The 11,855-nt window shown below is 63.7% G+C and carries 10 protein-coding genes; 2 read left to right on the top strand and 8 right to left on the bottom strand.

The annotated features are described in order from the left end of the window. Positions 1-10 precede the first annotated feature (10 nt). The 5 genes from ACPPVR_RS20365 to ACPPVR_RS20345 all read right to left on the bottom strand — a co-directional run bounded on the left by ACPPVR_RS20365 (position 11) and on the right by ACPPVR_RS20345 (position 6,459). Complete coding sequence (locus ACPPVR_RS20365; protein ID WP_426616142.1) at positions 11-700, bottom strand: alpha/beta fold hydrolase; 690 nt, start codon at positions 698-700, stop codon at positions 11-13. Then, on the bottom strand, positions 613-879 hold the full coding sequence (locus ACPPVR_RS20360) for an alpha/beta fold hydrolase (protein ID WP_426615916.1): 267 nt from the start codon (positions 877-879) through the stop codon (positions 613-615). The genes ACPPVR_RS20365 and ACPPVR_RS20360 overlap by 88 nt, the downstream gene beginning before the upstream one ends. Positions 880-1,037: 158 nt before the next feature. Then, positions 1,038-1,949 carry a helix-turn-helix domain-containing protein gene (locus tag ACPPVR_RS20355; protein WP_426615915.1) on the bottom strand — a complete coding sequence of 304 codons (912 nt, stop codon included), beginning with the start codon at positions 1,947-1,949 and terminating at the stop codon, positions 1,038-1,040. Between the two features lie 188 nt (positions 1,950-2,137). After that, positions 2,138-2,899 carry a helix-turn-helix domain-containing protein gene (locus ACPPVR_RS20350; RefSeq protein ID WP_426615914.1) on the bottom strand — a complete coding sequence of 254 codons (762 nt, stop codon included), beginning with the start codon at positions 2,897-2,899 and terminating at the stop codon, positions 2,138-2,140. Positions 2,900-3,603: 704 nt separating this feature from the next. Next, complete coding sequence (locus tag ACPPVR_RS20345) at positions 3,604-6,459, bottom strand: ATP-binding protein (RefSeq protein WP_426615913.1); 2,856 nt, start codon at positions 6,457-6,459, stop codon at positions 3,604-3,606. A 232-nt stretch (positions 6,460-6,691) separates the two neighbouring features. Between ACPPVR_RS20345 and ACPPVR_RS20340 the strand changes: the two genes are divergently transcribed. Continuing rightward, entirely contained in the window at positions 6,692-7,690 is a 999-nt protein-coding gene (locus ACPPVR_RS20340) for an alpha/beta hydrolase (protein WP_426615912.1), read from the top strand. 68 nt (positions 7,691-7,758) lie between these two features. Here ACPPVR_RS20340 and ACPPVR_RS20335 read toward each other — a convergent pair whose 3' ends face one another. Next, positions 7,759-8,532: a helix-turn-helix transcriptional regulator gene (locus ACPPVR_RS20335; RefSeq protein WP_426615911.1), complete on the bottom strand. Its 774-nt coding sequence runs from the start codon at positions 8,530-8,532 to the stop codon at positions 7,759-7,761. Between the two features lie 107 nt (positions 8,533-8,639). Between ACPPVR_RS20335 and ACPPVR_RS20330 the strand changes: the two genes are divergently transcribed. Continuing rightward, on the top strand, positions 8,640-9,719 hold the full coding sequence (locus ACPPVR_RS20330) for an alcohol dehydrogenase catalytic domain-containing protein (protein WP_426615910.1): 1,080 nt from the start codon (positions 8,640-8,642) through the stop codon (positions 9,717-9,719). Positions 9,720-9,846: 127 nt separating this feature from the next. On the opposite strand, the gene ACPPVR_RS20325 is transcribed toward ACPPVR_RS20330, so the two are convergent. Beyond that, a complete protein-coding gene (locus ACPPVR_RS20325) occupies positions 9,847-10,548 on the bottom strand; it encodes an ABC transporter ATP-binding protein (RefSeq protein WP_426615909.1) in 702 nt (233 codons plus the stop codon). A 7-nt stretch (positions 10,549-10,555) separates the two neighbouring features. Further along, positions 10,556-11,836 (bottom strand): lipoprotein-releasing ABC transporter permease subunit, encoded by a 1,281-nt coding sequence (locus ACPPVR_RS20320; protein ID WP_426615908.1) that lies wholly within the window; start codon positions 11,834-11,836, stop codon positions 10,556-10,558. Between the last annotated feature and the right edge of the window lie 19 nt (positions 11,837-11,855).

The following is an 11,855-nucleotide window of genomic DNA, read 5'->3' as shown; positions in this document are numbered from 1 at the left end:
CGAGGCGCGATCACGACAGCATCAGTTCGGCGACGCGTTCCGGCATGTCCGACTGCAGCCAATGTCCGGCCGGGATGGGATGGAACGACCCCTTCTTGAAATGAGCGGCCCGCTCCTTGCCCAAGGCGACTCCGAGATAGGGATCGAGTTCTCCCCAGATGACCTTGACAGGGACGTCGAGCGCCTCAACCAAAGGCAGGCGCGTGCTGTTTCGCTTCAGCTCCTCGTAGAACTGCGCGCTCATCTGCATGAAGGCGGGGCCGGAGCCCGGCGGCCGCACAAAATTGTCCGCGATCAGCGGGGCCACGAATTGCTCGAAATGCAGTTTCTGCTCCGCCGGCAGCGGCTCTGCAAACTTCGCCCTTTGCCAGTCGAGCAGCCAGCCGAACTGCGCCGCACTTTGCGCGACCGCGAGCGCGAGCGCCTTCAGCGCCGGATCGGCGAACAGAACGATCATCTCGGGCCAGATGTTCAGCGGCGAATTGTCGTAGGCCGAATTGAGAATGCAGAGCGAAGCGACCTTGTAGGGATGTTCGACCGCGAAATTGATCGCGGCCGCCCCCGATGAATCATGCCCAACGGGAACGACCTGGCCGAGCCCGAGGGACTGGATCACCGCCGAGAGATCGCTGAGCTGATGCGCGAAGCTGTAGGACGCAGCCGTCTTGTCGGATGCGCCAAAAAGCCCAGGAAATCGAATGCGACGACGCGCCGGCCGGCGGCCGTCAGGTAGGGAATGAGGTCGTCGTAGATGTGAAGATTGTCCGGGAAGCCGTGCATGAGAACGAAGGCCGGCCCCGTTCCGTCATAGTCACGCGCGTAGATCGCTCCCTGTTCGCGCCGGATTCGATGCTCGGTGAAAGCCGGTTTGCTGTCCATGGCACCCTCGTCGTGGCGGCGGTCTGGTTTCGAGCCGCCGCATTCCGGTACCGAGGATCAGCCAAGCGAAGCCGCTTGGATTGGACATTCGTGACGCTGTCTTTTTTAAAAAACCGACCTTGCCGCGCAAATTGGCGGGCGCATGGTGGTCGATGAGATCAGCGATGTATCTGACGCCACCGTCCGGGACTGTCCCCTTCAAGCTTCGTGAAGACACGCGTGAAGTGGCTTTGATCGACGAACCCGCACGTCGCGGCGATCTCGGCAAGGCCCGACCTGCCTCTGAGCAGCAATGCCTTGGCCCGCTCAACCCGCTTTCGGACCAGCCATTGGTGCGGCGTGATCCCGGTGGTCCGGCGGAATGCGCGGGCGAAATAGCCCGGCGACAATGCACACTCGCGCGCAAGCTCGGCGATGGTGGGATCGCCGTCGAGATGCGCCGTGATGAAATCCAGCACCCGACGAAGTTGCCAGGGCGACAATCCCCCCGCAATCGGGGCGTCCGGCACCGTGCCGTTGCCGTAGGCCTTGATGACGTGGGCGTAAAAGGCCAGCGCAATGTGGTCGATGAATAGGGCGCTGCGTTCGCTTGCATGCTCGACCTGATCCACCAGGGCGTTGGCCAATCCGTACATCACCCTGTCATAGGCGCCCTGGCCGGACAAAATCAGCCCCTTGGTGCGGGGAATTCCCTGGTCGAAGGCGAGTTCGTCCAGGGAGGCCTGGGAGATATAGAACCGGATGTTGTCGAACGGCGCGTGGATTTCGGAGACCGGATTGCTGCGCAGATCGAACAGGAACGTGGCGCCCGGATCGACCGACTTGGTCAGATGGTGCCGTCCGTCGATCCAGAGATCCACGGCGACCGGCAAGAGCGGCACGTGGAACGAAAACGCGTGTTCGGACGGAACGTTCTTGGCCGGCCCGTGCATCGCGCGCGGGCTCGCCAGACGGGTGAATCCGATCGGCGCGACGGACGCCGTCCGCGCCAGAATGGTTGGAGGCAGATCGATCTTGAACCGATCCCCGATAACCGCGCTTTCGTAGCTCCCGCCGGCGAGGCTCTGCATGCGCGTACTCCATTGCGGGGCGGCCCTACACCGTATCGTACGGTCCAACAACATACATGGCCACATGTGCCGCGCTTGATCGAAAAGCGGGCAATTCCGCAATTCGGCGATTGTCGCAGTCATGCGACAAACGGCAATCCGGGCGGGTCATTTGCGTTCGTGCTCAGCACAAATGGCAGAGCACGCGATCAGCGGCGGGGTTTGCGATGCCGTTGCCGCCATCGCCCCGGACTATCGCCTTCAGGCTTCGCGAAAACCCGGTTGAAATGGCTTTGGTCGACAAAACCGCAGACCAAAGCGATGTCTGCCAGGCCGAGCCCGTCTCCGAGCAACAACTGGCGGGCACGCTCGACTCTCCTCCTGATCAACCACTGGTGAGGCGTCACGCCGGTCGTCTGGCGGAAGGCGCGCGAAAAATAGCCGGACGACAATCCGCATTCGCGTGCAAGCTCTGCGATGGACGGATCGTCGTTGAAATGCGCCGCGATGAAGTCCAGCACGCGACGAAGCTGCCAGGGCGACAATCCCCCAGCGGACCTGTCATTTGGCAGCGCTGCGTCGCCGTAGGCTCGCATGACGTGAGCGCAAAAAGTGAGCGCGACATGGTCGATGAACAGCGTGCTGCGCTCGTTCGAATGCTCGACGGAATCGAGAAGAGCATTTGCCAATCCCCACATGACACGATCTTGAAACGCGATGCGCGACGACTCCAGACCCATTATTCGCCGAATGCCGTGATCGAAGGCAAACTCGTCGAGAGTCGCCTGGGAAACATAGAAGCGAATGTTGTCGAAAGATGAGTGGATTTCCGCAACCGGATTGCTTCTAAGATCGTATAAAAACGTGGTGCCCGGAGTCGTGGTTGTCGCTGGCCTGTGTTTTCCGTCGACCCACATATCTACTGCCGCTGGCAGGAATTGAACGTGGAATAAGTACGCATTCTCGGCCAACGCATCCTTGGTTCGACCAAGCGGTGCGTCATCACTCTTTAGACGCGTAAATGCAATCGGAGAGACTGACGCTGTCCGCGCCAGCAGCGTTGTTGGACTGAGACTCAGGCGAAACCTGTCGCCTACAGCGTCGCCTCCGTAGCTTCCGCCCGCATGAACTTGCGCCACTAGACACCACTCCCACCGCAGCCGCCGACCCATCGTATCGCAGTGCAAGACAAAGGCGTGCTGAAATTCGAGGCGAACCTTCGGAACCGGCGGCGCGCTCCGTTGATGACCGCTCTGCGTAGCAAAGGAACCCTCCCAGCAACGGTTGATATCCTATCGGTCCCTGCCCTCACACTGGCGTGTAGATCACGAGCTTCAGCGCCGGATCGTCATTGGCCAGAAAGCTGGTGTGCTCGAAATGCAGCACGCCCTTGGTGGGATGCGACATGGTCAAGCGGGATCGCCCGCCAGGCAAGGCGCACTAATTGGTAGTGCGTACTCGTAACGCTCGCGCGTGGTCCGCTGTGCCCGCGACATCGCGGACTTCGGCACCGGTCCGAGTTGGGCCGCCAGCGGATACTCAGATATTTGGCTGACGCGACCCAGTTATCGCAGCAACGGTGCATGCAACCAAGGCGGCCGCTGCATGCCGATTTCTATGCAGTACCGGACCGGCGCGGCATCTGTATGTACCCGGCACGTGCCTTCCGTCGAGGCTACCGCAATGTCGCCAACAGGCGCGCTGCACACTTCAGGTCTGCGGTGTTCAGGCCCTCGTCGAACTGGTCATAGACTCGTTGCAGCAGCACGCGGGCATCCTCGCGCCGGCCTCGCACCGTCGTCAGCCTTGCCAGATCGATGGCGGCGCGCAGTTCGCTGGCGCGCGCGCCCTGCTTGCGGCTCAGATCGAGCGAATTGATGAGGCTCGCTTCCGCCTCGTCGAGGCGCGGCTTCGGCATCGAGAAGAGAACGGCGCCTTTTACGCGCAGCAACTCGGGCATGTTGATCATGTCCCCGTTGGTCTCGACCAGATCGATGCCATCGTCGGCCGCTCTCATGCTCTCGGCAAATCGTCCCGCGGCAGCCAATCCTTCCGCGAGCGAGATGTGGAAGGCCGAGATCATCAGTCCATAATGCGTGGCGCGAAGCTCCTCCAGGCAGCCTTGCAGGAAATCGACTCCATCCCGTGCGTTGCCGCGGCGGATGGTCAGCGTCCCCTTGAGGCCGCGCCCGGCCGCGATCTGCGGCGCCAGGGAGTGCGAGCGGGCATTCGAGATGTACCAGTCGATGAGCTCCTCGGCATAGGGCAGTTCGCCGATCCAGAGGAACAGCAGTACAGCATGCCGCAACACGATGGACAGCACGATCGGATCGTTGATCCGCTCGGCGTCTTTGATTGTCCGGCGTGCGCGCTCGACGGCCTGATCAGGATGGCCCTGCAGGCACAGCGTATTTGCCAGGGCGATCGCAGCCAGAATTTCGTAGTCATAGCCGAGATAGGTCGTGCCGCTCTGGGGTGAGCGCGGCCGATGAAGAAGCGCCGCCTCCAGCTCGGCGCTGGCTCCGCCGAGGTCGCCGATGAAATGGAGTGAGTTTCCGAGGCCGAACCGGGCCAGCGCGATTGCCGCCGGGTCGCCCAAGATTGTGGCCGTGGCCGAACCGCGTCTTGCGTATTGCAGCGCTATCGTGAAATTGCCCTTTCGCGAGTGAAAGATGTTCAGCGAAACCATCAGCCACATCTGGTAGAGGATGTCGCCACTTTCTTCGGCGATGAGGAGGCTCCGGTCCAGCGCGGCACGCGCCGCGTCGCTTCCGCCCTGGGTAAACATCAGCGAAAAGCCCAGCGCCGCCTGCAACCGCATTTCTTCAGCCGTGCCGCGCCTGTCATCGCCAAGAACGAGAATCGCCCGCTCCGACCAGCGATGACATTCGGGCAGCATCGACGTCGCGAGCAGAACGGGCGCGGCGGCGACGGCAAGTCCGATGCGCAAGCCGTCATCGCTATTGCTGCGGGAGAACGTCCAACCGAGCGCGGCGCGCAGATTGTCGATGTCCCTGATGTAGTGGGGCAGATCGTCGAGGGCCACCCGCGGACTCACGGCAGCCGGCGCGAACAGACTGCGGAAGAACTCGGTGTGGCGACGAGCCACCTGGTCCGTTGCACCAGTCTCGTCCAGCTTGTCGAGCCCATAGGCCCGGGTGGTTTCAAGCAATCGCCAGCGGCCCGACGCCACCGACGTGTCCAGCGACACCAGCGACTTGGCCGCCAGGCTCGCAATACCTTCGGCAACCGCGGAGTCCGTCGCGCCGGTGTCGCTCATCACTGCCGTCGCCGCCTCAAGCGTGAATCCGCCCACGAAAATCGAAAGCCGCTGCAGCAGCGTCCGCTCCGCGTCCGGCAACAGTTCGTAGCTCCAGTCCAGCGTCGCACGCAGGGTCTGGTGCCGCGGCAGCGCCGTGCGGCGGCCGGCCGTCAGCAGGTTGAAGCGGTCGTTCAGGCGTTCGGCGACCTGCTGCAGTCCCAGCATCGCGGCACGCGCCGCCGCAAACTCGATGGCAAGCGGGATGCCGTCGAGCTGGCGGCAGATCGAGGCAATCAGCGGCAGGTATTCAGCGCTCGCTGAAAAGGCGGAGTCGAGCGCTATCAACCGGGTGATGAAGAGCTGGACGGAGCTGTATTCGTCGACATTGTCAGCGCTTTCGAGGCGTGGCGGCGGTACATCCAGCGGAGGAACGCGATAGACGTACTCGCCCTCGATCCGCAGGATTTCCCGGCTCGTCGCCAGCACGGACGCATTCGGGCACAAGCGAACCAGGGCTTCCGCGAGGCTCGCCGCCGCGTCAGCGAGATGCTCGCAATTGTCAAGCACAAGCAGAAGTTTCTCGCCGCCGATGGCCCGGGCGACAGCTTCGGCGGAAATCACGGTGCCACCGATCTTCAGCCCCAGGACGGGAACGACCGCGGACGGCACCAGCGCGGGGTCGGACAGTGAAGCCAGTTCGACAAGCCAGCAGTCACCCTCAAATGTCGGAAACAGGCTGCGCGCGACCTCCAGCGCCAGCGCACTCTTTCCGATCCCACCCGGCCCGGTCAACGTGACGACGCGATAGGCCGACAAGACATTGAGCAGATGCTGCCTGGCTGCGCTTCGGCCAATCAGGGCCGATGCGGCCATGGGCACGTTGGATCGAAACGGCTGCCTCGGCTTGCGTTCCGAATGATCGGGCCGATGTTCCGGCTTGCTTGCCTGCCGGATAGTCCAATTGCCGAGCATGCGGTAACCGCGGCCGGAGACCGTGTTCAGTAGCGGCCGGTCGGCGCCCAACGCCTTGCGGATGGCCGAGATGTGAAAGTGGAGGGTATTTTCCTCGACCACCGCGCCTAGCCACACCCGATCGATGAGATGGTGTTTGTGGACGAGTTCTCCACCCGCCTCCACGAGAACCTCAAGTATCTCGAACGCGCGGCCGCCAATGGGAACGGAGACACCGCGGCACCGCAACTCGCGCCGGTCAAGATCGATTTCCCACTCCTTGGCCGCATACGCGGCGCGTGGGCCTTGTTCTGCCATCGCCGTCTCCGCGGGCTCGCACAATTCTCAGAACTTCTCAGTTCTGTCTCAGGGAATTGACGCACCAAATCAGCTTAAACGCTCGTCCTGGCGGTGAGAAGGGCCGTCGCGGCGGTCGCGTAACCGGGCGCGTCGACGGCCCCGAACATCGCGGACAATTGCCGGCAAATAAGGATCCGTTCCCATGAACCGCATTCGAAAACTCGCAGCCCTCACTCTCGGAGCAAGCATGATGACACAAGCAGCCCTCGCCGCAGAACCCGACGCCGCCACTGACCCGCGGATCGATCCGCAGGTTCGCGCCTTCCTTGCCGGGATCAACAAGGACTCCAGCCCGTTCTGGGAGCTTCCGCAGCCGAAGCCGCAGGAGATTCTCACCGCACTGCAGTCGCAGTCGGATGTCGACATGACCGGCGTGACAACCAGCGAGCGGACGATCGACCAGGACGGCCGCAAGGTGAAGCTCTACATCATGAAGCCCGCGCAAATGAGCAGCAATCCCGGCGTGCTGTTCTTCATCCATGGCGGTGTCTGGCTCGTCGGCAATTTCCAGAACCATCAGCGCCTGCTGCGCGACCTCGTCGCGGGCACCGGACTGGTCGGTGTTTTCGTCGAATACACGCCGCTGCCGCAGGCCAAATTCCCCACTCAGTTGGAGGAATGCTACGCAGCATTGAAGTGGGTCGGCGGCCATGCACAGGAGCTTGGCGCCGATGGCAGCAGGATCGCGGTTGCCGGCAACTCGGTCGGCGGCAACATGAGCGCGGCGCTCTCCTTGATGACCAAGGATCGCAGCGGCCCGAAAATCAGCTACCAGGTGCTGCTGATTCCGGCGACCGACGCCGGCGTCGATACACCGTCCTACCACGCCTACGGGACCGGCCGCTTCCTGACGCGCGCATTCATGAAATACGGCTGGGACCTCTATGCTCCCGACGCGAAGACCCGCGACAATCCCTATGTGTCCCCGCTTCGTGCCAGCACCAGCGAGCTCAAAGGGCTGCCGCCGGCACTCGTCATCACCGCGGAGAACGATCCGCTGCGTGACGAAGGGGAAGCCTATGCCCGCAAGCTGAAGGATGCGGGTGTCAGCGTCGACGCGGTCCGCTACAATGGCACAATTCACGATTTCGTGGCGCTGAACGCTTTGCGCCATGTGCCCTCGACCGAGGCTGCGATCGAGCAGATCAATGCCGGCCTGCGCAAGCACCTCGAACTGGCAACGCATTAGCTGGTGCGATCGTGACGCGGCGGCCGCATTTTGCCGCCGCGTCCATGCCCCCCTTATGAGCCCCCGCCCTACACCGGTGTGTAGATCACGAGCTTCAGCGCCGGATCGTCATTGGCCTGAAAGCTGGTGTGCTCGAAATGCAGCACGCCCTTGGTGGGATGCGACATGGTCTTGCGACCCGACATGGTGCTGTGGACCTCGTGCGCGCCCCACCATTTGACGAATTCCGGACTGCCCTGCCGCAGCCGTGTCAACAATTCCGCAAACGCAGGATCGCCCGCCCAGACGTCGTGGGTGGCGCGGAACATCGCGACCATGCGCTTGGCGACGTCCGCCCAGCCGGCGCCGTAAGCCTTTCGCGTCTGCTTGTTGGTCATCATCAGCAGCAGCGTGTTGCGATCTTCCTCCGGCAATCGCCCGAACGCGAAAACGTCCTCGGCGGAGTCGTTCCAGGCCAGCACGTCCCAGCGCCGCCCGACGATGTAGGCCGGCTGGGTCAGGCTCTCGATCAGCCGCAGGATCGGCGGCGGCACGATCTCGCGCACGAACGGGCGCCTGTCGCCGTCGCGCGCCAGCGCCTTGAGATGGGAGTGCTCGGCCTTGCTGAGCCGCAGCGCACGGGCCAGCGCATCGACGGTGGTGACGGACGGGCTGACGGTGCGGCCCTGCTCGAGACGGATGTACCAGTCGACGCCGATGCCGGCGAGCTGGGCGACCTCCTCGCGGCGCAGGCCCGCTGTGCGCCGCCGCTGGCCTGCGGGAAGACCTACGGTCTTCGGCGAGAGCTTTTCGCGGCGAGAGCGGAGGAAATCGCCGAATTCGACGCGGCGTGGGTCGGCCATGATGAATGCCTCGATGGAGGGCCCTTGCAATACTAGGATAATACCAGGCCTTCCTGTCCTGTCAAAGCCGGCGCATATGGGCTTCACCCGACTTAGAGGTGAACATCATGAAAGCTGCAGTACTTAAATCCTTCGGATCCCCGCTGGCGATCGAGGACGTGCCCGCCCCGGTGCTCGGCACCGGCGAGGTGATCGTCGATATCGTTGCCACCCGCGTAGTGTCGTATACGAACGAGGTGTTGAGCGGCGAGCGCAAATACGCGCTGGATCTCCCCGTCGTGCCCGGCGCGGGCGGGGTCGGCCGCGTGCGCGCGACCGGCCCGGACTCCACGAAACTCGCCGTCGGTGACTGGGTGCTGTGCGGACCGACGGTGCGCGCGCGCGACGATGCGATCGCTCCCGACATTCACCTGCAGGGCGTGAGCGCCCGCGGCGAAGGCGGCATGCGGCTGCAAAAATATTTTCACGACGGCTCGTTCGCCGAGCAGATGAGGCTGCCGACGGAGAACGTGACGCGGCTCGGCCAGATCAGCGCGACGGAGGCCGGCCAATGGTGCGCGCTGGGCAACATGCTGGTGCCGTATGGCGGCTTCCTCGCCGCCAAACTCCAGCCTGGCGAGACCGTGCTGGTTAGCGGCGCGACCGGCAATTTCGGCAGCGCCGCCGTGGCGGTGGCGCTGGCGATGGGTGCAGCCTGCGTCGTGGCGCCGGGCCGCAACGAGGCGATGCTGGCCAAACTCGTGCGCCGTTACGGCGAGCGCGTCAGGCCGGTGAAGCTGACGGGCAACGAGGCCGACGATCGCGAGCGCATGAAGCGCGCTGCACCTGGCCCGATCGATTGCGTGCTCGACATCATGCCGCCTTCGGTCTCGACCACGGTGGTGCGCGCCGCAATCATGACGGTGCGTCCTTACGGCCGCGTCGTGCTGATGGGCGGCGTCAACATGCAGGGCGGCGCGGGCCTCGAGCTGCCCTACAACTGGATCATGCGCGAATGCATCACCATCCACGGCGTCTGGATGTATCCGGCGGATGCGGCCGTCCGCCTGATCGCGCTGGTGCGCGCAGGGCTGTTGCGCCTCGATCACTACGAGACAAAGGACTTCGATCTCGACCACGCCAACGAGGCCGTGGCCTATGCGGCCGCCAACGCCGGCCCGTTCGGCATGACGGTGATCCGGCCGTAACCGGCCTGCCCGCTGCGGCGATGCGCCGTCGCAGCGGGTTTGCGCGCGATATCAAATGGCTGGCCCGCATCACCCCGCTCGCAACCGGCCGCGGCCGGCTACTGTGCATGGGGTTGTTTTCGCGCTTTTATTCGAGCTCGATCACCTGGCCGTTGGCCAGCGAGACTCGCCGGTCCATGCGGCCGGCGAGTTCCATGTTGTGGGTCGCGATCAGCATCGACACTTGCGTCGCCTTGACCAGCTGCATCAGGGCCTGGAACACGTGGTCGGCGGTGTGCGGATCGAGATTGCCGGTCGGCTCGTCCGCAAACAGCACCCGCGGCGCATTCGCCACCGCGCGCGCGATCGCGACGCGCTGCTGCTCGCCGCCCGACAGCTCGGAGGGGCGATGGGTGATGCGGTCGCCGAGCCCGAGATAGCCGAGGATCTCCTTGGCGCGCTTGACGCTCTCGGATTTCTTGAGGCCGCGGATCATCTGCGGCATCATCACGTTCTCCAGCGCCGAGAACTCCGGCAGCAGCCGGTGCGACTGGTAGACGAATCCGATATCGGTGCGGCGGAGCTGGGTGCGCTCGATGTCGGGCAGTTGCGAGGTCGGCGCGCCGTTGACATAGACCTCACCGGAATCGGGCGCTTCGAGCAGCCCCGCGATGTGCAGCAGCGTCGACTTGCCTGAGCCCGACGGCGCCACCAGCGCCACGGACTGGCCAGCCCACAGCGCGAGCTTGGCGTTGTCGAGGATCGTCAGCGCCGCCTCGCCCTGCAAGTACTGCCGCTTTATCTCGTGGAGATAAATGACCGGTACGTCTTCCGCCCCGTGCCGCTCCATCAGCCCCTCACTCGTACCGCAGCGCTTCGACGGGATCGAGACGCGCGGCGCGCCACGACGGATAGAGCGTCGCCAGGAACGACAACGTCAGCGCCATGATGACGACGGCCGTGGTCTCGCCGACATCGATCTCGGCCGGCAGTTTTGAGAGGAAGTAGAGTTCCGGCGAAAACAATTCGGTGCTGGTGAGCCAGGACAAAAATTGCCGGATCGATTCGATGTTGAGGCAGATTAAGAGCCCGACGATGAAGCCAACCAGCGTGCCGACCACACCGATCGAGGCGCCCGTGATCAGGAAGATCCGCATGATCGAGCCCTGCGAGGCGCCCATCGTGCGCAGGATGGCGATGTCGCTGCCCTTGTCCTTCACCAGCATGATCAGGCCGGACACGATGTTGAGCGCCGCGACCAGCACGATCATGGTCAGGATCAGGAACATCACGTTGCGCTCGACCTGAAGCGCGTTGAAGAAGGTCGAATTGCGCTGCCGCCAGTCGACCAGGAACACCGGGCGCCCGGCCGCCTCCGTCACCGACTTCCTGAACGCATCGATGCGATCGGGATTGGTGGTGAACACCTCGATCGAGGTAACGTCACTGCTGCGGTTGAAATAGGCCTGCGCTTCGGCCAGCGGCATGAACACGAAGCCGAGATCGTATTCGGACATGCCGATCTCGAACACGGCGACGATCTTGTACGGTTTTATGCGCGGCGTGGTGCCCATTGGGGTCACCGCGCCCTTCGGTGCCACCAGCGTCACGCTGTCGCCGGCATGCAGCGACAGCTGGTCGGCCAGCCGCCGGCCGATCGCGACCCCCTGCCCGTCGTCAAAGCCCTCCAGCGAGCCCTGCTTGATGTTCTTGGCGATCGAGGTGAGGTTGTTGAGGTCGTCGGAGCCGATGCCGCGCACCAGCACGCCCGAGGCGTTCCAGGGCGAGGACGCCAGCGCCTGGCCGTCGACCACGGGGGCAGCTAACCGGATGCCCTGGACCTGGCTGATGCGCTCGGCGACGTCCTTCCAGTCGGTCAGCGGCGATTCCAGCGGCTGGACCAGGATATGGCCGTTAAGGCCCAATATCTTGTCGAGCAGCTCCTTGCGGAAGCCGTTCATGACAGCCATGACGATGATCAGGGTTGCTACGCCGAGCATGATGCCGAGGAAGGAGAACCCGGCGATGACCGAGATGAATCCCTCCTTGCGGCGCGCCCGCAAATAGCGCGCCGACAGCATCCACTCGAAGGGGGCGAAAGGCGCGGTTTTAACGGTTTCGGTCATGGTTTCATCCATCGCTTGATAATCCCATGAT

This window comes from Bradyrhizobium sp. McL0616 (genome assembly GCF_049993385.1).
GTDB lineage: Bacteria > Pseudomonadota > Alphaproteobacteria > Rhizobiales > Xanthobacteraceae > Bradyrhizobium.
Note: the sequence above shows the minus strand (reverse complement) of the source record. Positions and strands in the feature narration are given on the sequence as shown.

Excerpts from the sequence above, each read along its gene's own strand:
- ACPPVR_RS20360 (WP_426615916.1), bottom strand. The coding sequence starts at position 879 with ATGGACAGCAAACCGGCTTTCACCGAGCATCGAATCCGGCGCGAACAG.
- ACPPVR_RS20355 (WP_426615915.1), bottom strand. The coding sequence starts at position 1,949 with ATGCAGAGCCTCGCCGGCGGGAGCTACGAAAGCGCGGTTATCGGGGAT.
- ACPPVR_RS20345 (WP_426615913.1), bottom strand. The coding sequence starts at position 6,459 with ATGGCAGAACAAGGCCCACGCGCCGCGTATGCGGCCAAGGAGTGGGAA.
- ACPPVR_RS20340 (WP_426615912.1), top strand. The coding sequence starts at position 6,692 with ATGACACAAGCAGCCCTCGCCGCAGAACCCGACGCCGCCACTGACCCG.
- ACPPVR_RS20330 (WP_426615910.1), top strand. The coding sequence starts at position 8,640 with ATGAAAGCTGCAGTACTTAAATCCTTCGGATCCCCGCTGGCGATCGAG.
- ACPPVR_RS20320 (WP_426615908.1), bottom strand. The coding sequence starts at position 11,836 with ATGGATGAAACCATGACCGAAACCGTTAAAACCGCGCCTTTCGCCCCC.
- ACPPVR_RS20335 (WP_426615911.1), bottom strand. The coding sequence starts at position 8,532 with ATGGCCGACCCACGCCGCGTCGAATTCGGCGATTTCCTCCGCTCTCGC.
- ACPPVR_RS20325 (WP_426615909.1), bottom strand. The coding sequence starts at position 10,548 with ATGGAGCGGCACGGGGCGGAAGACGTACCGGTCATTTATCTCCACGAG.